The 23,299-nt window shown below is 60.2% G+C and carries 28 protein-coding genes; 10 read left to right on the top strand and 18 right to left on the bottom strand.

The window, feature by feature from the left end; all coding sequences use genetic code 11:
* Nucleotides 1-221: 221 nt before the first annotated feature.
* The 4 genes from ftsY to rpoH all read left to right on the top strand — a co-directional run bounded on the left by ftsY (nt 222) and on the right by rpoH (nt 4,317).
* Nucleotides 222-1,643, top strand: coding sequence for a signal recognition particle-docking protein FtsY (ftsY, locus tag J7E41_RS07170; RefSeq protein WP_214991206.1), 1,422 nt, complete (start codon nt 222-224; stop codon nt 1,641-1,643).
* Nucleotides 1,640-2,311, top strand: coding sequence for a cell division ATP-binding protein FtsE (ftsE, locus tag J7E41_RS07175; protein ID WP_155583708.1), 672 nt, complete (start codon nt 1,640-1,642; stop codon nt 2,309-2,311). The genes ftsY and ftsE overlap by 4 nt, the downstream gene beginning before the upstream one ends.
* On the top strand, nt 2,308-3,330 hold the full coding sequence (gene ftsX / locus J7E41_RS07180) for a permease-like cell division protein FtsX (RefSeq protein WP_214991208.1): 1,023 nt from the start codon (nt 2,308-2,310) through the stop codon (nt 3,328-3,330). Before ftsE ends, ftsX begins: the two co-directional genes overlap by 4 nt.
* A 132-nt stretch (nt 3,331-3,462) precedes the next feature.
* A complete protein-coding gene (gene rpoH / locus J7E41_RS07185; RefSeq protein ID WP_003176698.1) occupies nt 3,463-4,317 on the top strand; it encodes an RNA polymerase sigma factor RpoH in 855 nt (284 codons plus the stop codon).
* A gap of 217 nt (nt 4,318-4,534) precedes the next feature.
* Here the strand turns inward: rpoH and mtgA are convergent, their stop codons facing one another.
* Entirely contained in the window at nt 4,535-5,257 is a 723-nt protein-coding gene (mtgA, locus tag J7E41_RS07190) for a monofunctional biosynthetic peptidoglycan transglycosylase (RefSeq protein WP_214991209.1), read from the bottom strand.
* Between the two features lie 74 nt (nt 5,258-5,331).
* On the opposite strand from mtgA, the gene J7E41_RS07195 reads away from it, so the two are divergent.
* The 4 genes from J7E41_RS07195 to trmB all read left to right on the top strand — a co-directional run bounded on the left by J7E41_RS07195 (nt 5,332) and on the right by trmB (nt 7,576).
* Nucleotides 5,332-5,709: a DUF423 domain-containing protein gene (locus J7E41_RS07195; protein ID WP_214991211.1), complete on the top strand. Its 378-nt coding sequence runs from the start codon at nt 5,332-5,334 to the stop codon at nt 5,707-5,709.
* Between the two features lie 71 nt (nt 5,710-5,780).
* Nucleotides 5,781-5,981: a sulfur carrier protein ThiS gene (gene thiS / locus J7E41_RS07200; RefSeq protein WP_010167710.1), complete on the top strand. Its 201-nt coding sequence runs from the start codon at nt 5,781-5,783 to the stop codon at nt 5,979-5,981.
* Nucleotides 5,982-6,046: 65 nt separating this feature from the next.
* Entirely contained in the window at nt 6,047-6,841 is a 795-nt protein-coding gene (locus J7E41_RS07205; protein ID WP_020797366.1) for a thiazole synthase, read from the top strand.
* Between the two features lie 9 nt (nt 6,842-6,850).
* Nucleotides 6,851-7,576 carry a tRNA (guanosine(46)-N7)-methyltransferase TrmB gene (trmB, locus tag J7E41_RS07210; RefSeq protein WP_214991213.1) on the top strand — a complete coding sequence of 242 codons (726 nt, stop codon included), beginning with the start codon at nt 6,851-6,853 and terminating at the stop codon, nt 7,574-7,576.
* Nucleotides 7,577-7,715: 139 nt separating this feature from the next.
* Here the strand turns inward: trmB and J7E41_RS07215 are convergent, their stop codons facing one another.
* From J7E41_RS07215 to J7E41_RS07255, 9 genes are all read right to left on the bottom strand, one after another.
* Nucleotides 7,716-8,039, bottom strand: a complete 324-nt coding sequence (locus J7E41_RS07215; RefSeq protein WP_034116244.1) for a DUF3392 domain-containing protein — start codon at nt 8,037-8,039, stop codon at nt 7,716-7,718.
* Between the two features lie 19 nt (nt 8,040-8,058).
* Entirely contained in the window at nt 8,059-9,261 is a 1,203-nt protein-coding gene (gene hemW, locus J7E41_RS07220; protein WP_251029357.1) for a radical SAM family heme chaperone HemW, read from the bottom strand.
* On the bottom strand, nt 9,258-9,851 hold the full coding sequence (rdgB, locus tag J7E41_RS07225; protein WP_214991214.1) for an RdgB/HAM1 family non-canonical purine NTP pyrophosphatase: 594 nt from the start codon (nt 9,849-9,851) through the stop codon (nt 9,258-9,260). Before rdgB ends, hemW begins: the two co-directional genes overlap by 4 nt.
* A complete protein-coding gene (locus J7E41_RS07230) occupies nt 9,848-10,285 on the bottom strand; it encodes a DUF4426 domain-containing protein (protein WP_214991216.1) in 438 nt (145 codons plus the stop codon). Before J7E41_RS07230 ends, rdgB begins: the two co-directional genes overlap by 4 nt.
* A gap of 21 nt (nt 10,286-10,306) precedes the next feature.
* Nucleotides 10,307-10,927: a methionine biosynthesis protein MetW gene (gene metW, locus J7E41_RS07235; RefSeq protein ID WP_003213768.1), complete on the bottom strand. Its 621-nt coding sequence runs from the start codon at nt 10,925-10,927 to the stop codon at nt 10,307-10,309.
* Nucleotides 10,928-10,934: 7 nt separating this feature from the next.
* Entirely contained in the window at nt 10,935-12,074 is a 1,140-nt protein-coding gene (gene metX / locus J7E41_RS07240) for a homoserine O-succinyltransferase MetX (protein ID WP_214991218.1), read from the bottom strand.
* 320 nt (nt 12,075-12,394) lie between these two features.
* Nucleotides 12,395-12,985: a YggT family protein gene (locus J7E41_RS07245; RefSeq protein ID WP_214991220.1), complete on the bottom strand. Its 591-nt coding sequence runs from the start codon at nt 12,983-12,985 to the stop codon at nt 12,395-12,397.
* Nucleotides 12,986-12,994: 9 nt separating this feature from the next.
* The gene (gene proC, locus J7E41_RS07250) at nt 12,995-13,813 is read right to left on the bottom strand and encodes a pyrroline-5-carboxylate reductase (RefSeq protein WP_214991222.1); all 819 of its coding nucleotides are present in this window, start codon (nt 13,811-13,813) and stop codon (nt 12,995-12,997) included.
* 33 nt (nt 13,814-13,846) lie between these two features.
* Nucleotides 13,847-14,533, bottom strand: coding sequence for a YggS family pyridoxal phosphate-dependent enzyme (locus tag J7E41_RS07255; RefSeq protein ID WP_214991224.1), 687 nt, complete (start codon nt 14,531-14,533; stop codon nt 13,847-13,849).
* 57 nt (nt 14,534-14,590) lie between these two features.
* Here J7E41_RS07255 and J7E41_RS07260 point away from each other — a divergent pair, with 57 nt between their 5' ends.
* The gene (locus J7E41_RS07260; RefSeq protein ID WP_214991226.1) at nt 14,591-15,625 is read left to right on the top strand and encodes a type IV pilus twitching motility protein PilT; all 1,035 of its coding nucleotides are present in this window, start codon (nt 14,591-14,593) and stop codon (nt 15,623-15,625) included.
* 122 nt (nt 15,626-15,747) lie between these two features.
* Here the strand turns inward: J7E41_RS07260 and J7E41_RS07265 are convergent, their stop codons facing one another.
* A complete protein-coding gene (locus J7E41_RS07265) occupies nt 15,748-16,383 on the bottom strand; it encodes a C40 family peptidase (RefSeq protein WP_214991228.1) in 636 nt (211 codons plus the stop codon).
* A 250-nt stretch (nt 16,384-16,633) separates the two neighbouring features.
* On the opposite strand from J7E41_RS07265, the gene J7E41_RS07270 reads away from it, so the two are divergent.
* On the top strand, nt 16,634-17,062 hold the full coding sequence (locus tag J7E41_RS07270; protein WP_155583725.1) for an NINE protein: 429 nt from the start codon (nt 16,634-16,636) through the stop codon (nt 17,060-17,062).
* Between the two features lie 142 nt (nt 17,063-17,204).
* Here J7E41_RS07270 and J7E41_RS07275 read toward each other — a convergent pair whose 3' ends face one another.
* The 7 genes from J7E41_RS07275 to gshB all read right to left on the bottom strand — a co-directional run bounded on the left by J7E41_RS07275 (nt 17,205) and on the right by gshB (nt 23,124).
* The gene (locus J7E41_RS07275; RefSeq protein ID WP_214991230.1) at nt 17,205-18,476 is read right to left on the bottom strand and encodes a dihydroorotase; all 1,272 of its coding nucleotides are present in this window, start codon (nt 18,474-18,476) and stop codon (nt 17,205-17,207) included.
* Nucleotides 18,473-19,477: an aspartate carbamoyltransferase catalytic subunit gene (locus J7E41_RS07280; protein ID WP_169356819.1), complete on the bottom strand. Its 1,005-nt coding sequence runs from the start codon at nt 19,475-19,477 to the stop codon at nt 18,473-18,475. Before J7E41_RS07280 ends, J7E41_RS07275 begins: the two co-directional genes overlap by 4 nt.
* 24 nt (nt 19,478-19,501) lie before the next feature.
* The gene (gene pyrR, locus J7E41_RS07285) at nt 19,502-20,008 is read right to left on the bottom strand and encodes a bifunctional pyr operon transcriptional regulator/uracil phosphoribosyltransferase PyrR (protein WP_169356818.1); all 507 of its coding nucleotides are present in this window, start codon (nt 20,006-20,008) and stop codon (nt 19,502-19,504) included.
* Nucleotides 20,009-20,091: 83 nt separating this feature from the next.
* Nucleotides 20,092-20,529 (bottom strand): Holliday junction resolvase RuvX, encoded by a 438-nt coding sequence (gene ruvX / locus J7E41_RS07290; RefSeq protein WP_003195067.1) that lies wholly within the window; start codon nt 20,527-20,529, stop codon nt 20,092-20,094.
* On the bottom strand, nt 20,529-21,098 hold the full coding sequence (locus J7E41_RS07295; RefSeq protein WP_214991232.1) for a YqgE/AlgH family protein: 570 nt from the start codon (nt 21,096-21,098) through the stop codon (nt 20,529-20,531). Before J7E41_RS07295 ends, ruvX begins: the two co-directional genes overlap by 1 nt.
* A 95-nt stretch (nt 21,099-21,193) precedes the next feature.
* Nucleotides 21,194-22,093, bottom strand: coding sequence for an energy transducer TonB (locus J7E41_RS07300; protein ID WP_214991234.1), 900 nt, complete (start codon nt 22,091-22,093; stop codon nt 21,194-21,196).
* Nucleotides 22,094-22,170: 77 nt separating this feature from the next.
* On the bottom strand, nt 22,171-23,124 hold the full coding sequence (gshB, locus tag J7E41_RS07305; protein WP_214991236.1) for a glutathione synthase: 954 nt from the start codon (nt 23,122-23,124) through the stop codon (nt 22,171-22,173).
* Nucleotides 23,125-23,299: the final 175 nt, after the last annotated feature.

Raw genomic sequence — 23,299 nt, forward strand, 5'->3', positions numbered from 1 at the left:
TAGGAATGATGGAGTTAGCGGTGGGTTTCCCCGACAATCTTCCATTTTTCGCCGATTTTATCGCTTCAGTCCTATATTGAATCGATTTGTTGAGGCCTTATTTTTCGCCTCACAGAATGTTGCGCATGAACAAGCTGGCTAAAAAACAGTCTGTTCTGCATCGAATTTTATTTACCGAGGCGCCTCCATGGCGCATCGCTACCTTGAGATAGCCGTCCTCCATGTTTGGTTCCAACGACGACAAGAAGACCCCAGCTGCGGCTGGCGAGAAGAAAGGCCTGTTCGGATGGCTGCGCAAAAAGCCGCAGGAAACCGTCGTCGAACAGCCGCAGGTTCAACCTGAACCGATTCCTGAGCCGGTAGCAGAAGCCGAGCCGGTTGCCGAAGCACCGGCCCCGGTGGTGTTGCCGATGGCTGAGCCGGTGTTGCAGCCGGTGGTTGAGCCGGAGCCGGAAGTAGCGCCTGAGCCTGAGTACAAACCGTGGCTGGTCTTGCCGGTGGCGGAAGAACCGGTGGCACTGGTCGAGGATGAGCAGGCCGAGCATGTGACGCCGCCGATTCCGGCCATTGTGGAGCCGGTTCAGGTTGTGGTTGAAGAGCCGCCAGTCATCGAAGCGCCTGCTCCGGTCGTGGTCGAGCCTGTTGTGGCGCCAATTGTTGTCGCTACGCCCGCTGTCGTTGAGGAGCCAGTCGCTCCCACCGAAACCAGCAAAACCGGCTTCTTCGCTCGTCTGAAGCAAGGCCTGAGCAAGACCAGCGCCAGCATTGGCGAAGGCATGGCCAGCCTGTTCCTGGGCAAAAAAACCATCGATGACGAGTTGCTGGAAGATATCGAAACCCGCCTGCTGACCGCAGACGTAGGCGTCGAAGCCACCGCCGTGATCATCCAGAGCCTGACCCAGAAGGTCGCGCGCAAGCAACTGACCGACGCCGATGCGCTCTACAAGTCCCTGCAGGCCGAACTGGCCGCCATGCTCAAGCCGGTGGAAGCACCGTTGGTCTTTGCTTCGCAGAGCAAGCCTTTTGTGATCCTTGTGGTCGGCGTCAACGGCGCCGGCAAGACCACCACCATCGGCAAGCTGGCCAAGAAGCTGCAACTGGAAGGCAAGAAAGTCATGCTCGCCGCCGGTGACACCTTCCGTGCCGCGGCCGTAGAGCAGCTGCAGGTCTGGGGTGAGCGTAACAAGATCCCGGTGATCGCCCAGCACACTGGCGCCGATTCCGCGTCGGTGATCTTTGATGCGGTGCAGGCCGCCAAGGCTCGTAACATTGATGTACTGATCGCCGATACCGCCGGTCGCCTGCACACCAAAGACAACTTGATGGAAGAGTTGAAGAAGGTGCGCCGGGTCATCGGCAAGCTGGACGCCGACGCGCCGCACGAGGTTTTGCTGGTGTTGGACGCCGGTACCGGCCAGAACGCCATCAGTCAGGCCAAACAATTCCACCAGACGGTCCAACTGACCGGCCTGGCATTGACTAAGCTCGACGGCACGGCCAAGGGTGGCGTGATCTTCGCCCTGGCCAAGCAGTTCGGATTGCCGATTCGTTACATCGGCGTCGGTGAAGGCATCGACGATCTGCGCACGTTTGAAGCCGAACCCTTTGTACAGGCACTCTTTGCCGAGCGGGAGCGTTCATGATTCGTTTCGAACAGGTCGGTAAACGCTACGCCAACGGGCATGTCGGCTTGCATGAGCTGAGTTTCCGGGTGCGTCGTGGCGAATTCTTGTTTGTCACCGGCCATTCGGGAGCCGGTAAAAGTACGTTGTTGCGCCTTCTGTTGGCCATGGAGCGACCCTCCACTGGAAAATTGCTGCTGGCTGGGCAAGATCTGTCCACCATCAGTAATGCGCAAATTCCGTTTTTGCGCCGTCAGATTGGCGTGGTGTTCCAGAACCACCAGTTGCTGTTTGATCGCACGGTGTTCAATAACATTGCCTTGCCTTTGCAGATTCTCGGGCTGTCCAAGGCGGAAATCATCAAGCGCGTGGATTCGGCCCTGGAGCGCGTGGCGCTGTCGGACAAAACCGACCTGTACCCCGGCGATCTGTCCACCGGCCAGCAACAGCGCGTCGGTATTGCCCGCGCCATCGTCCACCGTCCGGCCCTGCTGTTGGCGGATGAGCCCACCGGTAACCTTGACCCACGCCTGGCGGCAGAAATCATGGGTGTGTTCGAAGACATCAACCGCCTGGGCACCAGTGTGCTGATCGCCAGTCACGACCTGGCGCTGATTGCTCGCATGCGTCATCGCATGCTGACTCTGCAACGCGGTCGTCTGATTGGTGATGGGGAGGCAGGGGTATGAGTGCTACACGCAGCCCAAAAGTTTCCGAGCGCGTCGCGCCTAAACCGGCCGACCCGCAACCGCAAAAGAAAAAACGCGACGAAGACGACGGCCCGGATTTCGGCACCTTGGTGCACGCCTGGATCGAAAGTCACCGCGCCAGTTTGCTGGACAGCCTGCGCCGTTTGGGCAAGCAGCCAATAGGCAGCTTTTTCACTTGTCTGGTGATGGCTGTGGCCTTGAGCCTGCCGATGGGCTTGTCGCTGCTGCTTAATAATGTGGAGCGCCTTGGCGGTTCCTGGCAGCGAGCAGCGCAGATTTCCCTGTACTTGAACCTGGATGCCAGTTCCAAGGAAGGCGAGGCTCTGGTCGAAGAGATCAAGGGCGTTCCTGGCGTGGCCGATGCTGAATACATCAGTCGTGATCAGGCGCTGGAAGAGTTCCAGCAGCAGTCCGGCCTGGGCGAAGCACTCAAGGAGTTGCCGCAAAACCCGCTGCCCGGCGTAGTGCTGGTGACACCCAATGAAGTCGACAAGCCGACCCTTGAAGCCCTGCGACAAAAACTCGCAGAGATGCCCAAGGTGCAGCAGGCGCAACTTGATCTAGTCTGGGTTGAGCGTCTGGCAGCCATTCTCAAGTTGGGCGACCGGTTTGTCTTCGGTCTGACGGTGCTGCTGGTTTCTGCATTACTTTTGGTGATAGGCAATACCATTCGTCTTCATATTGAAAACCGTCGCACCGAGATAGAAGTGATTAAACTGGTCGGCGGCACGGACAGCTATGTACGTCGTCCATTTCTGTATATGGGCGCGTTGTATGGCTTTGGTGCCGGGATCTTGTCCTGGGGTGTGTTGGCGTTCGGCCTGGATTGGCTGAACGACGCGGTAGTCGGGCTGGCCGGTTTGTACGGCAGTGATTTTGCCTTGGCTGGAGTGCCGGTTGCCGATGGTCTGTCGCTCTTGCTTGGCGCGGTGTTGTTGGGGTATATCGGTGCTTGGATTGCGGTCGCACGGCATTTACGTGAGCTGGCACCGAAGTAGTTAATGTCAGATTAATGTGGGTTCGTTTGTATTGGCCGTGACAGTGGTTTTTAGGGAACTTGTCCTACGGTTCCCGGTCAATTTTTCGCAGTGCTGAAAAGCACGAGTTATGTGAGTCGGAGGTTTTTTCGTATGACCACTTCTTTGCAACCTGCTTATGCACTGGTTCCAGGCGCAAACCTGGAAGCCTATGTGCATACGGTCAACAGCATTCCTTTGCTGACGCCCGAGCAGGAGCGTGAACTGGCCGAGAGTCTCTACTATGAGCAGGATTTGGGGGCGGCTCGGCAGATGGTGCTCGCCCACCTGCGTTTTGTTGTACATATTGCCCGTAGCTATTCCGGCTACGGCCTGGCCCAGGCTGACCTGATTCAGGAAGGCAACGTTGGCCTGATGAAAGCGGTGAAGCGCTTCAACCCGGAAATGGGTGTGCGCCTCGTATCGTTTGCTGTGCACTGGATCAAGGCGGAAATTCACGAGTTCATCTTGCGCAACTGGCGCATTGTGAAAGTCGCGACCACCAAGGCTCAGCGCAAACTGTTCTTTAACCTGCGCAGCCAGAAGAAACGTCTGGCGTGGCTGAACAACGAAGAAGTGCACCGCGTGGCGGAAAGCCTCGGTGTAGAGCCTCGTGAAGTGCGCGAGATGGAAAGTCGCCTGACCGGCCATGATATGGCCTTCGACCCGGCCGCAGAAGCGGACGACGACAGCGCCTTCCAATCGCCGGCCAACTACCTGGAAGACCACCGGTACGACCCGGCGCGTCAACTGGAAGACGCCGACTGGAGCGACAACTCCAACCACAACCTGCACGAAGCACTGGAAGTGCTGGACGACCGAAGCCGTGACATCCTCTACCAGCGCTGGCTGGCAGAAGAAAAAGCCACGCTGCACGACCTGGCGCAGAAGTACAACGTATCGGCCGAGCGGATTCGTCAGCTCGAGAAAAGTGCCATGAACAAGCTGAAATTGTCGATCGCCGCTTAAAAGCAGCGAACGTACAAAAAAATGCCCCGATCACCAGATCGGGGCATTTTTGTATATGCAAGGTTCCGGCCATGAACGTTAACTCGCCGTAGCAGTTGTCGAGCTTTAGCGAGGCTACGTGGGCCGCGCCGCAGTTCTCAATATCGCGTCGCGCCTGACGCAGCCTCGCTAAAGCTCGACAGCTGCTACGAGAGTAACGGGGCCTCCGTGGTGTGGGTCAGTCGGCCCAAGGCGCCTTGCGTGAGTCATTGAGCCCGATCAGATAACTATCCCCACCCAACTGGCTCATCTGCCGCCGAATCCACCCCGCCCGTTGTGACACATAAGACGTCGGATGGCTGGCACTCCACACCCGCGGGTTAGGCAATACCGCCGCCAGATAGCTGGCCTGCTGACGGCTCAGAGCCTTCGCACTCACGCCAAAGTGATGCCGCGCCGCCGCTTCCGCGCCAAACACACCTTCATCCCACTCCACACTGTTGAGATACACCTCGAGAATCCGCTGCTTGGGCCAAAGCACCTCGATCAGCCCGGTAAACCAGGCCTCCAGTCCCTTGCGCAACCAGCTACGGCCAGCCCACAGAAACAGGTTCTTCGACACTTGCTGGCTCAGCGTGCTGGCACCGCGAATCGATCCACCACGTTCGTTATGCAGCAACGCTGCCTGGATCGCACCGAAATCAAAGCCCCAATGTTCGGGAAAGCGTTGGTCCTCACCGGCCATGACCGCCACTTTCAGGTCATCGGAGATTTCATCCCACGGTTTCCAGGTGCGCTGCAGGTCAATGGGTTCACCGTCGATCCAGGATTCGACCTTGCGCTCGACCATCAGCGCCGTCCCCGGCGGTGGCACCACACGAAACAGCAGCACCAGCAAAACGCTGGCGATGGCGAACCATTTCACGGCTTTGAGAAAACGACTGAAGAGGAGACGCAGCATAGAGATGGCTTGGCCGGAGCGTTTGAGCGGGCCATTATACAGACCCTGCCCACCGAGTCTGACTGGAGTTCCTCATGCTGCGTGGCTTTCTGATGCTGGCTGCCTTTTTCGGTTTCACCGGCGTTGCCCTGGGGGCATTCGCCGCCCATGGCCTGAAAAACCGTCTGAGCGCCGACTACCTGGCGATTTTTCATACTGGCGTCACGTATCAACTGGTGCATGCCCTGGCCCTGTTCGGGGTCGCGCTGCTGGCGGCGCACATTCCGGGGCGGCTGGTCACTTGGGCGGGGGTGTCGTTTGCCGTGGGTATCCTGCTGTTCTCCGGCAGCCTTTACTTGCTGACCCTTCTTGGCATCAGCAAACTCGGGATCGTCACCCCGATCGGCGGCCTGGCATTCCTGGTCGGCTGGTTCTGCCTCGGTCTTACGGCCTGGCGCTTGCAGGCTGCCTGACCAAGGGGCTTGGGTCGACAACGGTGATCGGGCTAGAATGCGGGCCCCTAAAAACGATGGCGGCCCGTGGCATGCGCATTCAGTTGAACGGCGAATCCTTTGAACTGCCCGACGGTGAAACCGTTGCGGCCCTGCTGACCCGCCTGGACTTGACCGGACGCCGTGTCGCAGTGGAACTCAATCAGGATATCGTCCCGCGTAGCCAGCACGCCGAGACCGCGCTCACCGAAGGTGATCAGGTCGAAGTGGTCCACGCCATCGGCGGCGGCTAGCCGTCCGGCGCTCAAGCGCGCTCCCCCGCATTCTGCAGAACCTCACCCCATTTCGAGGATTTCCCATGAGCATCGTTCGTAGCGACAAGCCCTTCGTTCTGGCCGGTCGTACTTACCAGTCGCGTTTGCTGGTGGGTACCGGCAAGTACCGTGACATGGAAGAAACCCGTCAGGCCATCGAAGCCTCAGGTGCCGAGATCGTCACCTTCGCCGTGCGCCGCACCAACCTCGGCCAGATCGAAGGCGAGCCGAACCTGCTCGAAGTGCTATCTCCGGATCGCTACACCTTCTTGCCGAACACGGCTGGTTGCTACGACGCCATCGAAGCGGTGCGCACTTGCCGCCTGGCTCGTGAGCTGCTCGACGGTCACAACCTGGTGAAGCTGGAGGTACTGGCCGACCAGAAAACCCTGTTCCCCAACGTGATCGAAACCCTCAAGGCCGCCGAAACCCTGGTCAAGGAAGGTTTTGACGTGATGGTCTACACCAGTGATGACCCGATCATCGCGCGCCAACTGGCTGAAATCGGCTGTATCGCCGTGATGCCGCTGGCCGGTCTGATCGGTTCCGGCCTGGGCATCTGCAACCCGTACAACCTGCAGATCATCCTCGAAGAAGCCAAGATCCCGGTACTGGTGGATGCGGGTGTCGGCACTGCGTCCGATGCCACCATTGCCATGGAGCTGGGGTGTGATGCGGTGCTGATGAACTCGGCCATCGCCCATGCGCAGCAACCGATCATGATGGCCGAAGCCATGAAACACGCAATCGTCGCGGGCCGCCTGGCGTACCTCGCCGGACGCATGCCAAAGAAACTGTATGCCAGCGCCTCCTCGCCGCTGGATGGTCTGATCAAGTAAGAGCCATTGATGACTGAATCAAACGAAACGCCGAACACCGTGGAAGAAGGCGACGAGTCCAAGCACCGCCGGATCAAGAGTTTTGTGATGCGCGCCGGTCGCATGACCGAAGGCCAGCAAAAGGGCCTGGAGCAGGGTACGCCGCTGTTCGTCCTGCCATTGGCCGATGCGCCAGTGGATTATGACCAGGTGTTCGGCCGTTCGGCCCCACGCTCCCTGGAAATCGGTTTCGGCATGGGCCACTCCCTGCTGGAAATGGCAGCGGCTTCGCCGGAGCAGGACTTTATCGGTGTTGAAGTGCACCGTCCGGGTGTCGGCGCGCTGCTCAATGGCGTGCTCACTCAGGGCCTGACTAACCTGCGGGTCTATGATTGCGACGCGATTGAAGTACTCAACCGCTGCATCGCCGACAACAGCCTCGACCGCCTGATGCTGTTTTTCCCGGACCCATGGCACAAGAGCCGTCATCACAAGCGTCGTATCGTCCAGGCTTCCTTCGCAGAACTGGTGCGCAGCAAGCTCAAGGTCGGCGGCATTCTGCACATGGCCACCGACTGGGAACCGTACGCCGAATACATGCTGGAAGTGATGGATGTTGCCCCTGGCTATCGCAACCTGGCGCAGGACGGCAAATGCGTCCCGCGTCCAGCCGAACGGCCGATCACCAAGTTCGAGCGTCGCGGCGAGCGACTGGGGCATGGGGTTTGGGATTTGAAGTTCGAGAAGCTGGACTGACAAGTTCTCAGCTTGGAACGCAATCAAAGTGTGGGAGCTGGCTTGCCTGCGATAGCATCGCCTCAGTATCACTGATACACCGAGGTGTCTGCATCGCAGGCAAGCCAGCTCCCACCTTTATTTTGTGTTGTGTTTCAGGTCAGCGGCGGTCTGCTACTACGCCAATCAACACCAGCACCACCAATAACACCGGCGCCAGGCTGTAGTTATTGAACTGGCTCAACCCGCGAACAATCCACGGTGTGGCGTAGATCAGCGCGGCACCGCTGCCGATCATGCACAGCAGGGCCATCAACGGTACGCGCAAGGCGCCGGCGATGCTGCCCAGGCGCGCTTCGACCCAACCTTTGATATCGGCGCCGAACAGCACCAGCAGGCAGCCGACGAGGGCCAGGGAGATTTCCGACAGGTTGCTGCGGCTCCAGCGGGATACCGTCGCGAGCAGGTCGAGTACCAGATCCATTCGATTTCCTTAAGAGCAATCAGCTCAAAAACTTCTGCAGCAGGTCATTGAGAAAGAGTTGCCCGCGGTCGGTGGCCACGAGGCGTGACGGTTCGACCTGCATTAAGCCACTTTGTTCTGCATCTGTGCGGGCTTTGTCGAGGCTGGCCAGGTCGAGGCCGGTGCGCTCGGCGTACAGCCTGGCTTCGACGCCGTCGGTGAGACGCAGGGCGTTCATCAGGAACTCGAAGGGCAGCTCTTCATTGGTGAGTTCTTTCGCACCGGCCAGGAAGCTTTTGGCCGGGTTGAGGTAGTCCTTTGGCGCCCGAGTCTTCCAGGTGCGCACGATACGCCCGTCCGGGTGACTGAGCTTGCCGTGGGCACCGGCGCCAATGCCGATAAAGTCGCCGAAGCTCCAGTAGTTGAGGTTGTGCCGTGCCGACCGACCCGGTTGGGCGTAGGCCGAGACTTCGTACTGGGCATAACCATGTTCGGCGAGCAACGCTTGGCCGGCTTCCTGGATATCCCACAGGGTGTCGTCTTCCGGCAGGATCGGCGGCTGGTTCCAGAACACCGTGTTGGGCTCCAGGGTCAACTGATACCAGGACAGGTGCGTAGGCTTGAGGGCAATGGCCTGGCGCAGGTCAGACAGAGCGTCGTCGAGGGATTGATCGGGCAAACCGTGCATCAGGTCCAGATTGAAGTTGTCGAACCCGGCCTGGCGCGCCATGCCGGCGGCACGTATGGCCTCGTCGCCATTGTGGATGCGGCCCAACGCCTCGAGCTTTTCTTGCTGGAAGCTCTGGATGCCAATGGACAGCCGATTGATCCCCAGCTTGCGGTAGGCCACAAACTTTTCTTGCTCGAAGGTCCCTGGGTTGGCTTCCAGGGTGATCTCGATGTCACTGGCAAACGGTATGCGTGCTTCCACGCCCTTGAGCAGGCGCCCCAGTGCGGCAGCGCTGAACAGGCTCGGCGTGCCACCGCCGAAGAAAATCGAACTCAACTCACGGCCATAAACCGCATGCAGATCCTGATCGAGGTCGGCCAGTAGCGCGTCCACATACTCTTCTTCCGGCAGCACTTTGCTGGCGGTGTGGGAGTTGAAGTCGCAATAAGGGCATTTGCGCACGCACCACGGGATGTGGATGTACAGCGCCAGGGGAGGCAGGTGAGGCAGCGCCGCCCGAGGTGTTTGCGCACCACCGAGAATCAGTGGCTGCGCAGAGGTGTTCTGTATCATTTCAGTCCCAGACGCTGGCGCAATAAAACCATTGCGCGGGCGCGGTGGCTGATCTGGTTCTTGTCGGTCGGGCTCAGCTCTGCGCTGGAGACATTGCGCTCCGGCACCCAGAACAGCGGGTCATAGCCAAAGCCGTGCTCGCCGCTGGCCGCATGCAGGATACGGCCATGCCACAAGCCTTCGCAAAGGATTGGCAATGGGTCATCGGCATGGCGCACCAGGGCCAGCACGCAGACGAACTGCGCACCACGTTCGGCGTCCGGTACATCCTTGAGCGCGTCCAGCAGTTTGGCGTTGTTAGCCGCATCGCCTTGGCCGTCGGCGTAACGCGCCGAGTAGATACCTGGCGCGCCGCCGAGGAAGTCCACGGCCAATCCCGAGTCATCAGCCAGTGCCGGCAGGCCAGAAATGCGCGAAGCGTTGCGGGCCTTGAGGATGGCGTTTTCGACGAACGACAGGCCGGTTTCTTCAGGCTCCACGCTGCTGAACTCGCCAATCGAGCGCAGTTGCACCGATTCGCCCAGCATGGCCTGGAGTTCTTTGAGTTTGCCGGCGTTATGGCTGGCCAGTACGAGTTGTGTCAGGTTCATTTGTCGGCCGGAAACAGTTCTTGGTTGAAACTGAAACCGTGGGCTTTGCCGCCGGTTTCAACGTTGATCGTGAAAATTCTGACTTCCTGCTGCGGCACCGAGTACTGGGCGAGGTAATAAATCGCACCTTTTTCGGTGATCTGCTTGAACGTCAGCATCTCGGTCTTGCCACTCAGGTCTTTGATGGTGCCGGTGACCTGCGCCACTACCGGCTCGGTGCCCTTGATCACGGACACATTGATCACGCCCTTGTTTTTGCTGCGCACCAGTTCAACGGCCTGGGCCACGTCGGGCTGCAGGAAACTGGAGGTGAAGGTGTTGTAGTGCACGGTGATGTCGCCAAAATCTTTCTGGCGATTGGGGTCGATAACATCGGCGGCCATGGCGCTGACGCTCAGGCACGCGGTGAGTAGAAAAACAGCCAGGCGACTCATGATCGTCCTCCTTGAAAGTGGTTAGACGGCAATCTGATGGTCGGTCAGGCCCGGGCTGCTGACCCGATAAATCCCGATCTCACCTAACAGATTAGGCCATAGCTTACTCGCCCACCCATGGCGGTGCTGTTGATCGACCGCAAGGCGGTTGATCACCTTGGCTTCGCGCTCACCGCACAGCGCTTCGAAGTCTTCGAAGGTGCAGAAGTGGATGTTCGGCGTGTTGTACCAGGTGTACGGCAAGAAGTCCGACACAGGCATACGGCCTTTGGTGGCCAGGTACCAGCGGCAGCGCCAGTGACCGAAGTTGGGGAAGGTGATGATGCACTGGCGGCCCACCCGCAACATTTCGTCGAGGATCCGGTCCGGGTAATGCACGGCTTGCAGTGCCTGCGTCATGACCACGATGTCGAAACTGTTGCTGGCGAAGTTGCCCAGGCCCTTGTCCAGGTCCTGTTCGATCACGTTGATGCCCTTGGCCACGCATTGGGCGATGTTGTCCGGGTCGTTTTCCAGGCCGTAGCCGGTGACTTGCTTGTTGTCCCGCAGCCAGCTCAGCAGTTCGCCATCGCCGCAACCCAGGTCAAGCACGCGGCTGCCAGCGGGGATCCAGTCTTGGATGATTTCCAGGTCGGCTCTCATGGCGTTCTCACAGTTCTATGCGGTTCATGTAGTGGGTGAACGCTTGCAGGTAGCGCGGGATCGGGATCAGGAAGGCGTCGTGGCCTTGCGGTGCATCGATCTCCAGGTAGCAGACGTCTTTCCTGGCGGCCATCAGTGCGTCCACCAGCTCTCGCGAGCGGGCGGGGGAGAAGCGCCAGTCGGTGGTGAACGACATCACGCAGAACCTGGCCGTGGCATTGGCGAAGGTTTTCGCCAGGTCATCGTCGAAGTTGGCGGCCGGGTCGAAATAGTCCAGGGCCTTGGTCATCAGCAGATAGGTGTTGGCGTCGAAACGCCCGGAAAACTCTTCACCCTGATAACGCAGGTAGCTCTCGACCTGGAACTCGACGCTGTGGAAGTCGTAGTTGAGCTTCTCGCTCTTCAGGCCTCGGCCGAATTTCTCGCCCATGGAGTCATCCGACAGATAGGTGATGTGCCCGACCATCCGTGCCAGCATCAACCCACGCTTGGGGATCACGCCCGCTTCCTGGAACGAGCCGCCGTGGAACTCCGGGTCGGTCAGGATCGCCTGGCGCGCCACTTCGTTGAAGGCGATGTTCTGCGCCGACAATTTGGGGGCCGAGGCGATGGCCAGGCAATGGCGCACGCGGTCCGGGTAGGTGATGGTCCATTGCAGGGCCTGCATGCCGCCGAGGCTGCCGCCGATCACGGCGGCCCATTGAGCGATGCCCAGTACATCGGCGAGGCGCGCCTGGCTGTGGACCCAATCTTCGACGGTCAACACCGGGAAGTCGGCACCAAACGGCTTGCCGGTTTCCGGGTTGATACTGCTCGGGCCCGTTGAGCCGTTACAGCCTCCGAGGTTGTTCAGGCTGACCACGAAGAACTTGTGGGTGTCGATGGGCTTGCCAGGGCCGATGCAACTGTCCCACCAGCCGGGTTTGCGCTCGTCGATGCTGTGGAAGCCAGCGGCGTGATGATGGCCGGACAGGGCATGGCAAATCAGCACGGCATTGCTGCCCGTGGCGTTCAGTTGGCCATAGGTTTCGTAGATCAGGTCGTAGGCGGGTAGCGAACGGCCACAGGCCAGGGCCAGGGGTTCGCTGAAGTGCGCCACTTGGGGCGCGACCAGTCCAACAGAATCGGGGGGAAAGGCAGCTGGCATCGACCCTGCTCTCGTTTAAATGAGGCGTAAGTCTAAAGAGCGGGGACCCTAGCGGCAAGCGAAGGCCTGCGATCAACTGCGAGGGTCCGGATATCTGTAGCCGCTGGCGCAGCCTGCGATCGGCTGCGCAGCAGTCGCCAGGTCTTGAAACCGCCGAAGGTCTTCGGCCCTTATCGCAGCCTCGTACCTCGGCAGCGGCTACAACGGGCCAAATGTATGACCTGACAGGGCTCTTGTCTGGTGACGCGCAAGACGGTATCTACAGGGTTGCAGGTGACAATCGAGGATCAGATCGTCACCGTCCCGGCGCAAGTAGCTCTTCAGATCAGCAGGCGCAGGATGTCCGGCATCATGGTCATGGCCGCCAGGTTGTTGATCACCAGCATATCCAGGAGCTTGAGCACCATGAATGCGAGGATCGGCGAGATATCCAGGCCGCCCAGGTTCGGCAGGATCTTGCGGAACGGTGCCAGGGCTGGTTCGCAGATCTGGTTGACCAGTTCAGCGCCCGGGTTATGGCTGCCCGGGGCGACCCAGGACAGGATCACGCTGATGATCAGGGCAAAGAAGAAGATCTTCAGGAACAGAGCGGTCACGCCGATGATGGCCCAGATCAGCAATTGCAGGAAATTGCCGATGGTGCCGTAGGTCAGCAGCAGGGTCAGGGCCATCAACGCCAACTGCACCAGGATCGCGAGGACCAGCGACGACATGTCCAGGCCGAACAGGCTCGGGATTACCCGGCGCAACGGCTTGAGCAGCGGCTGAGTGGCCTTTACGGCGAACTGGCAGAGCGGGTTGTAGAAGTTTGCGCGTACCAATTGCAGGACAAAACGCAACAGCACGATCAGCAGGTACAGACTGCCGAGGGTTTGCAGCACATAGACGGCTGCGGTGTTCAAACCAATCATGTTGGCTCCTTATTGACCCAGTTGTTCGGCCATTTCGGCCGAGCGGTGCGCGGCGGCGCCCAATGCTTTTTCCACCAGGGCTTCAAAGCCCCCGGCCTGGAACGATTCAATAGCGGCTTGTGTGGTGCCGCCCGGCGAGGTGACGCGACGGCGCAACTCGGCGGCGTCGACATCGCTGCCTGCTGCCATGTGCGCGGCGCCCAAGGCGGTCTGCAGGGTCAGTTGCTCGGCGGTTTCCCGTGGCAGGCCCAGTTTCACGCCCGCAGCGGTCATGGCTTCGATCAGCAGGAAGAAATACGCCGGGCCACTGCCGGAGACGGCGGTGACCGCGTCCAGTTGCTGCTCTTCTTCCAGCCAAAGGGCGATACCGACGGCCGACAACAGCTCTTGCGCCTGATCCCGCTGCTCAGCGGTGACTTCGGCGGTGGCGTACAAACCGCTCACGCCTTGGCGCAGCAGTGCCGGGGTGTTGGGCATGCAGCGCACAATCGGCTGGGCACCAAGCCAGTTCTTCATGCTGGCGCAGGTGATGCCGGCGGCGATGGACACCACCAGTTGATGAGGCGCAAGGCTCGGCCGAAGGGCCTCGCACACGGCTTTCATGGCCTGTGGCTTGACCGCCAGTACGATCACATCAACGCCTTGAATCGCTTGGGCGTTGTCGGCGAAGACTTCGATGCCGTGTTCGCGGCTGACGCGGGTGCGGGAGTCTTCACCGGGGTCGCTGGCGCGAATCCGGTCCGCTTCCAGGCCTTTGGCCCGCAGGCCGCCGATCAGGCTGGCCGCCATGTTGCCGGCGCCGATAAAGGCTATACGCGTGTTGCTCATGACAGATCCTTACTCAGATGGAAGTCAGCCATTTCACGGCTGACCGTAGTCGCGGGCACCAAACAGGGCGGTACCGATCCGCACCCAGGTGGCCCCTTGGGCGATGGCTGACTCAAGGTCGTGGCTCATGCCCATGGAAAGTGTGTCGAGCGCAAGGTTCAGGCTCGCTTGCAGGTCGCGGACGGTTGCGAACGCAGCGTCTTGAGCCGCACGGTCGTCAGTTGGTTCGGGAATCGCCATCAAACCGCGCAGTTTCACGCGAGGCAGGGCACTGATGGCTTCGGCCAAGGCTGGCAAATCGGCGGGGGTACAGCCGGATTTGCTGGCTTCGCCGCTGACATTGACCTGAATACAGATGTTCAGCGGTGGCAGGCCGGCCGGGCGTTGTTCGGACAGGCGTTGTGCGATTTTGAGGCGGTCCACGGAATGCACCCAAGCGAAATTCTCAGCGATAGCGCGAGTCTTGTTCGATTGAATGGGGCCGATGAAGTGCCAACTCAAGGGCAGGTCGGTTAATTCCAGCTGTTTGCCCAGGGCTTCCTGCAGGTAGTTCTCGCCAAAGTCGCGCATCCCGGCGGCATAGGCTTCGCGCACGGCTTGCGCGGGTTTGGTCTTGCTGACGGCCAGCAAGTGGATGCTGTTCTCGTCGCGCTGCACGGCCTGGGCCGCTGCACGGATCCGGTCACTAACCAGGCCGATGTTGTCTGCTATCGTCGACATTCGAAGTGCGCCCGCGGGAATGGAGTCCGCGGCATTCTACTGGAAATGGAAAGCCCTATGGATATCACTGAATTGCTGGCCGCAAGCGTCAGCCTGGGCGCGTCCGACCTGCATTTGTCGGCAGGGTTGGCGCCGATGGTGCGCATTGATGGAGAGGTTCGTGCGCTTGATCAACCGACGCTGGACCCTGCGCACGTCGCATCGTTGCTTGGGTCGATACTCACCGAACAGCAGCAAAAGGATTTCGAAACATCTCTTGAAACGGATTTTGCTTTCGAGCTGCCAGGCGTGGCGCGCTTCAGGGTGAATGTGTTTCAGCAGCACCGGGGAGTCGGTGCGGTGTTTCGGGCGATTCCGTCGCGGGTCCGGAGCCTGGAAAGCCTGGGGCTGGGGGAGGTGTTTCGCCAGATCGCGGACTTGCCTCGGGGGTTGGTGCTGGTCACCGGGCCCACGGGCTCCGGCAAGTCCACGACCCTGGCAGCCATGATTGATTACCTTAACGGCCATCGTCACCAGCACATTCTGACCCTTGAAGACCCGATCGAGTTTGTTCACGAGCCGAAAAGCGCGCTGATCAACCAGCGACAGGTGCATCGTGACACCCGCAGTTTCTCGGCGGCGTTGCGCTCAGCGCTGCGGGAAGACCCGGATGTGATCCTGGTGGGCGAGATGCGTGACCTGGAAACCATTCGTCTGGCGCTCACGGCTGCAGAAACCGGGCACTTGGTGTTTGGCACGCTGCACACCACATCGGCGGCGAAAACCGTGGATCGGGTGGTGGATGTCTTCCCTGCGGGCGAGAAGGCCATGGTCCGCTCGATGCTCTCGGAGTCGTTGCAGGCAGTAGTGTCCCAGGTGCTGGTGAAGAAGGTTGGCGGCGGGCGGGTGGCCGCTCATGAAATCATGTTCGGCACGCCGGCGATCCGTAACCTGATCCGTGAGGACAAGGTGGCACAGATGTACTCGGCGATTCAGACCGGTGGGGCGCTGGGGATGAAGACGTTGGATATGAGCTTAAAGGCGTTGGTCAGCCAGGGGCTGATCAGCCGGGAGGATGGGCGGGAGAAGGCGAGGATGCCTGGGGAGTTCTGAGAGATGTAGCCGCTGTCGAGGCACGAGGCTGCGATGCGGGCCGAAGGACTGCCCTTGGTGCGGCATTCGTCGGAATGCCGCACCAAACCCATCGCAGCCTCGTGCCTCGGCAGCGGCTACAATCAGCGCTGCGCAACCCGCAGGTTGCTTTGCTCTTTAGGCAGAACACGCTTGGCAATCACGTAGTTCTTGTCCCAGAACGGCTTTTTCAGCGTGTCGATACTGACCGATTTGCCACGACGCGGTGCGTGGATAAAGCGGTCGTTGCCCAGGTAGATGGCAACGTGGTTGACCTGACGGCTCTTCAGTTTGAAGAACAACAGATCGCCTGGTTTCAGGTCCTTGCGCTCAACCTTCTGCCCGTGGCCGCTGGCCATGGCGTTGGACGTGCGTGGCAAATCCACGGCTTTAACGTCGTTAAACGCATATTTCACCAAGCCGCTGCAGTCGAACCCTTTACTTGGGCTGCTGCCGCCCCAACGATAAGGAGTGCCGAGCACATTAACGGCACGGCTCAGGACGTTGCTGCTTTGCTTGGTGTTGACCGCCATCAGGGCGGGATTTGCTTTACCGTTTGCCTTGCTCAGTTGAGTCGGGCGCTTGACGGTGAGTTTTACCGATTTGGCGGAGCTGGTGGTTGCATGAACTTTAGGGGTGAAACCATTAACGTTCGGAAGTCGTTGCTCACGGTTGGTGGCGTGGGCGGCCAGTGGCATTAATAGGCAAATGGTTAGCCATGTCTTGAAAAATGGTCGCATTAGGCAAGGCTCTTATGGGTTTGCGCGCAACTTTATAACAGCTTTTTGTGTCTTTCTCAGGCCGTTTGTCGACTGAACCCTGCGGTCAAATTCAGGAAAAGCGCGACCAAATGCCGCAATTGTCCTACACAAGTCAGGTGGTACAAGGCTTTGAGGGAAGCGACGATACCATTTGCCGCATGTCGGGTGCTCGTAAAAAAGTCACAAAGAAACCAGAAATATTTATCTATCGAGGCAAAAGAGGTACTCCATGAACACCTATCGACAGGATGTTTCGCAGCAAGATACCCACAGCAAGGTGATCGGTTACCTGCTCTGGATTTTCGGTTTTACCGGCGCTCACCGTTTTTATTACGGCAAACCGGTGACCGGGACGATCTGGTTTTTCACCTTCGGATTGTTGGGGATTGGCTGGCTGATCGACTTGTTCCTGATTCCAGCCATGGACCGGGAAGCGGACCTGCGTTTTACCGCCGGACCGATTGAGTACAACGTGGCCTGGATCCTGTTGGCGTTCCTGGGTGTGTTCGGTTTGCACCGTATGTATCAGGGCAAATGGATTACCGGGATCATCTATTTGCTGACCGGTGGTTTGTTCCTGATTGGGGTGCTGTACGACTTCTGGACGCTGAATACGCAGATTTCGATTGGCAATGCCGAGCGTAATAACGGGCGTTAAGCTTCGGGAGACTTGTGGAGATCAAAATGTGGGAGCGGGCTTGCTCGCGAAAGCGGAGTGTCAGTCACAGAATATGTCGACTGATCCACCGCATTCGCGAGCAAGCCCGCTCCCACATTTACTGTGCCCTCTGTAGGTCGAGTCAGGCCTGGTAGCTGATCCGCCCATCCACCAAGGTATACCGCACATTCGCCGGCAAACTGTGGCCGATGAACGGGCAATTCTCACCCTTGGACAGCCAGTGCTCCCCGGCAATCGTGGAACTGGCCGGATCAAACAGCACTACATCCGCCGCCGAACCCACTGCCAGCTTGCCCGCAGGCAGGCGCAGTGCCTCTGCAGGGCCGGCACTCAAGCGCGCCAGCAGCGTCGGCAGGTCCAGCAAACCATCTTCCACCAACGTCATTGCCAGTGGCAGCAACAACTCGACACTGCTGATCCCAGGCTCTGTCGCACCAAACGGTGCCAGCTTGGCATCGCGCTCGTGAGGCTGGTGATGACTGGAAATCGCTGAAACCACCCCAGACTTCACGGCCGCGCGCAAACCGTCGCGGTCGGCGCGGGTGCGCAGTGGCGGTTGCACGTGGTACAGGCTGGAGAAGTCGATCAGCGCCTCATCCGTCAGGATCAGTTGATACAGCGCCACATCTGCCGTCACCGGCAGGCCGCGTGCTTGAGCCTGGGCGATCAAGGTCACGCCCCGGGCACTGGTCAGTTGGCTGAAATGCGCACGCACGCCGCTTTGTTCGACCAACAGCAGGTCCCGGGCCAGGGCCACGGTCTCGGCGGTTTCCGGGATGCCCGGCAGGCCGAGGAAGCTGGCGATGGCGCCTTCGTGGGCCAGGCCGCCTTCGGCGAGGTCGCGGTCCTGGGAGTGGAAAATCACCGTCAGGTCGAAGGTGGCTGCATATTCCAGGGCACGGCACAGGGTGCGTGTACTGCGAAAGCTCTCCAGACCGTTGCCAAAGGCCACACAGCCGGCGTCGCGCAGGGCGATCAGCTCGGCCAACTGTTCACCGTCCAGGCCTTTGCTCAGGGCGCCGATGGGGAACACTTTGCAATTGCCGGCTTCGCGGGCGCGATCGAGGATCAGCTCGGTCACGGCCGAGGTGTCCAGCACCGGTTTGGTCTGCGGTGGGCAGCACAGGCTGGTAACGCCGCCGGCCGCTGCTGCACGGGTTTCGCTGGCGATCGTGCCTTTGCGGCTGTAACCCGGTTCGCGCAGGGCGACATTCAGGTCCACCAGCCCAGGCGCGGCCACCAGCCCTTTGGCGTCGATGGTTTCGCTGGCGCTGAAACCACTCGGGGCGGCCCCGATGGCAATGATCTTGCCGGCTTCCAGATGAAGGTCGGTGACTTGATCCAGGCCACTGGCGGAATCAATGACTCGGGCGCCGAGAATGCTGAGCTTCACTGGGCGTTCTCCTGCTCGAATTGACGTTGCGCGGTTTGCCCGCTCATGGCCATGGACAACACGGCCATGCGCACGGCGATGCCGTAGGTAACCTGGTTGAGAATGACCGATTGCGGTCCGTCGGCCACCGCCGACTCAATCTCCACGCCACGGTTGATCGGGCCCGGGTGCATGACGATGGCATCCGGTTTGGCGCCGGCCAGGCGCGCGGTGGTCAGGCCGAACAGGCGATAGAACTCGCCTTCGCTCGGCAACAGGCCACCGGACATGCGCTCGCGTTGCAGGCGCAGCATGATCACTACGTCGACGTCTTTCAGGCCTTCGGCCATGTCGGTGTAGACCTTCACGCCGTATTGCTCGATACCGATGGGCAGCAGGGTTTTTGGCGCGATCACTCGGATGTCCGGGCAGCCCAGGGTTTTCAGGGCCAGCATGTTCGAGCGCGCTACCCGTGAGTGCAGGATGTCGCCGACGATGGCCACCGAGAGGTTTTCAAAGCCGCCCTTGTGCCGGCGGATGGTCAGCATGTCGAGCATGCCCTGGGTCGGGTGGGCGTGACGGCCGTCGCCGCCGTTGATGATCGCCACCTGCGGGCACACATGTTCGGCGATGAAGTGTGCGGCACCGGAGTCGCCGTGACGCACCACGAACATGTCGGCGGCCATGGCTTCCAGGTTGCGCAGGGTGTCGAGCAGGGTTTCACCCTTGCTCGCCGACGATGTCGAGACGTTCAGGGTGATCACATCCGCCGACAGCCGCTGGGCCGCCAGTTCAAAGGTGGTGCGGGTTCGGGTGGAGTTCTCGAAGAACACGTTGCAGATGGTTTTGCCGCGCAGCAGCGGGACTTTTTTCACCGCCCGGCCGCCGACTTCCAGGAACGAGTCAGCGGTGTCGAGGATTTCGGTGAGCAGTTCGCGGGGCAAACCGTCGAGGGACAAGAAGTGGCGCAGTTGGCCCTGAGCATTGAGCTGCAGCGGGCGCTTGGCATCTAGAGGCGTCATCGCGGGGACTCTGTACAAGGCGGTTTAAAGGGCAAGGTCTTGCAGTTCGAGTTCGAGCGGCGTGGGACCGGACAATTTTACCCGTTGGCTGGCCGCAAGCGACAGTGTGGCGCCAACCACGTCCGGGCTGATGGGCAGTTCGCCCGCGTCCAGGTCCAGCAGGCAGACCAGCGTGATGCTGGCCGGGCGCCCGTAATCGAACAATTCATTCATGGCGGCGCGGATGGTACGACCGCTCATCAGCACGTCATCGATCAGTACCAGATGCTGCCCCTCGATCTCGAATGGCAGGGCCGACGGACGTACTTGTGGGTGCAGTCCGTTCTGACTGAAATCGTCGCGGTAGAAGGAGACGTCGAGCGTGCCCAGGGGCGAATGGCTGCCCAGTTCTTCCAGTAGCGCCTGGGCTACCCAGACGCCGCCCGTGCGAATGCCAATAAAGCGTGGCTCGCTGATGGCACGGTGTTCCAGGTGGGCTTTGAGGCGTAACGCCATCTGGCTGATCAGTTCGGCGGGATTGGGCAGGCTCATGGTGGCTCCTTCAAGGCCTTGCGCGGCGGGGGCGACGGCAAGGTCCGGGCTCAAACGTAAGAAGACGCGGCAAGCCGCGTCAGTCAGGACTCAAATAATGCGGTGTTTTCGTCCAGCCAGCCCTGCAACAGCAAGGCGGCGGCAATGGCGTCCACCGGGTTGTCGCGGTAGCTGCCTTTCTGCCCGCCACGGTCGCGGCGCTCGCCCTTGGCCTCGAAGGTGGTCAGGCGTTCGTCGTGGGTATAGAAGGGCAGGTTGTAGCGGCCATTGAGTCGACGGGCGAATTTTTCGGCCCGCAGGCACATGTCGCTTGGGGTGCCGTCCATGTTCAAGGGCAGGCCGACGACGACGGCGTCGGGCTTCCACTCCTTGATCAGGGCTTCCACCTGGTTCCAGTCCGGCACGCCGTTCTGGGCTTTCAGGGTACACAGCTCGCGGGCCTGGCCAGTGATGACCTGCCCGACGGCGACGCCGATCTGTTTGGTGCCGTAGTCAAAACCGAGGATCAGACGCAAGGCCATCAGGCGTGCCCCGCCTGGCTGGTCAACAGGCTGAGGTTGACCCGCAGCTTGGCCGCAGCCGCTTCCAGGCGTAATTCACTGGGGGTGTTGAACAGGATGTCAGCGTCAAACGGGCAGGTCAGCCAGGCATTGCTGGCCAGCTCGGCTTCCAGTTGCCCGGCTTCCCAGCCGGCGTAGCCGAGAGTGATCAGGCTCTGTTGCGGACCGATGCCATCGGCGATGGCAAATAGCACATCCTGGGAGGTGGACAGCGACAGCCCGTCGAGATCTACCGTGGCCTGGAATGTTGGACCTGTGGGGTGCAAGACAAAACCCCGGTCAGTTTGCACCGGCCCGCCGATGTAGATCGGCACGTCCTGGCAGTTGGCCGACGGGTCGATGTCTGGGCGCAGTTGCTCGAGGATATCAGCCAGGTTCAGGTCCTGCGGGCGGTTGACCACCAGGCCCATGGCGCCATTGGCCGTGTGCTCGACGATGTAGGTCAAGGTCTGCGCAAAGTTCGGGTCGGCCATATGGGGCATGGCGATCAGGAATTGGTGCTTGAGGTAGGTCGGGCTGACATTTTTCATGTCCGCTAGTGTGGCGTTGGAGGGGCGAACTGACAAGCTGGGGATACGCAGGAATTGGTTTGGCGTGTTGATTCTCTGTAGGAACGAGGGGTCGGTTAGTTGCTGGACAGCCGATCACCCTTGGCGAATTTCCAGGTGCGGATGATTTCCAGGCGGTCGATGTCTGCCAGGTCGCCTGTAAACGGCGCAAACGGTGCCGCCAGACGCACAATCCGCTGCGCGGCCTGGTCCAGCAATGGTTGCCCGGAAGACTCAAGCACCAGCACTTCATACAACGAACCGTCGCGGTTGATCGATACCAGTAGCCGCAAGTTGCCGTAGATCTGCTGGCGGCGGGCTTCGTCCGGGTAGTTGAGGTTGCCGATGCGCTCCACCTTCTTGCGCCATTCGTCCTTATACCAGGCACCCTTGTCGCGCATGGTGGAGGCCGCATTCAGGCGATAAATTCGTGGGCGCTTGGCATAAAGCTGCTGTTCGTTGGCCAGTTCGGCTTCCAGGCTGGAGATTTCGCTGGAGAGCTGGGAGCTGTCAAACGCGGGGGCGGACGTCTTGGGGGCGGGTTCGGTCTTGACCTTTTCGCGCTGGGTCGCGGCTTTTTGCGGCTTGGGTGCGGTGGTGGCGACAGCAGCCTTGGGTGCTGCCTGCTTGACCTCGGGCTTGGGTGCCGGAGGCGGTTTGACCTTGTTGACCTTGTTGTCCTGGAACGGCGCCACTTCGGTGGTCTTGGGTACCGCCTTCTTGTCCAGGGTGCCGCTGCCTTGTTGATTGTCCTGGGCGAGAAAGTCAGCCTTTTCCGGCTTCTTTTCGCTCTTGAAGGTGGCGAGGGTGATTTCCAGGGTTTTGCTGATCTGCTTGGGCTCGGCAAAGGTGAAGCCCAGGCCGAGGATCAAAGCCAGGTGAATCAACGCGGCCAGAAACAGGGTAAATCCGAGCCGATCAGCCGGGCGCACGCCGCTGTGGGAGAGTTCTGGGGGCAGATCGGACGAGAGCGTCATGACAAGAAAACCAACATCGCGCGTTTCACAGGTGCGGCATGATAACGCAATGTTGGTTTGTGTCTGGCTGTTCTATGTCACTTGGCTTGTAGCTTCGCGGCAATCGCCGCCATCAGCATTTCGCCGATATTGGTGCCGAACGCGTTGTCTATTTCGCGAATGCAGGTCGGGCTGGTGACATTGATTTCCGTCAGGTGCTCACCAATTACGTCAAGACCTACAAACAGCAGACCTTTTTCCCGCAGCGTCGGACCGACCTGTGCGGCGATCCAGCGGTCCTTGTCGGTCAATGGACGCGCTTCGCCACGCCCACCGGCCGCCAGGTTGCCACGGGTTTCACCGGCGGCAGGGATGCGTGCCAGGCAGTAAGGCACGGGTTCGCCGTCGATCATCAGGATGCGTTTGTCGCCGTCCTTGATTGCCGGCAGGTAGGCCTGGCCCATGATCTGCTGGGTGCCCAGCAAGGTCAGGGTTTCCAGGATCACCGACAGGTTCGGGTCGCCGACCCGGTGACGGAAGATCGAAGTACCGCCCATGCCGTCCAGCGGTTTGAGGATCACATCACCGTGCTTGGCGGCGAACTCGCGCAGCACGTCGGCGCGGCGGCTGACCACAGTCGGTGGTGTGCATTGTGGGAACAGGGTGGCGAACAGCTTTTCATTGCAGTCGCGCAGGCTCTGGGGCTTGTTGACGATCAGTACGCCGGCGCGTTCGGCCTGCTCCAGCAGGTAGGTGGAGTAGACGAACTCCATGTCGAACGGCGGATCCTTGCGCATCAGGATCACGTCGAGGTCGCTCAGCGGGCTGTCGACCTCGTCCTGCAGTTCAAACCACTTCTCAGGGTTGGCGAACACCTGCAGGGGGCGCATCCGGGCCCGCGCTTCGCCGTCACCCTGGTAAAGATCGCGCTGCTCCATATAGAACAGTGTCCAGCCGCGGGCCTGGGCGGCCAGCAACATGGCCAGCGAGCTATCCTTTTTATAGGAAATGCTGGCGATAGGGTCCATGACAATGCCGACGCGAACGCTCATGGGGGATTTCCTCTAGCAAATAAGGGCGCATAAAAGTGGCGTCAGAGTGGCGCTGCGGCTGTTGTGGGTCAAGGAAAAACCACCTTGCCGGTCGGCCGATAGATTGCCTTCCCAGTCTGTGCTAAAAAGGCTGCCATGGCGTATCAGCCCTTGAATCCCAAGGGTTTGGTGCCCG

It is taken from the genome of Pseudomonas fluorescens (assembly GCF_018614655.1).
Taxonomy (GTDB): Bacteria; Pseudomonadota; Gammaproteobacteria; order Pseudomonadales; family Pseudomonadaceae; genus Aquipseudomonas; species Aquipseudomonas fluorescens_BX.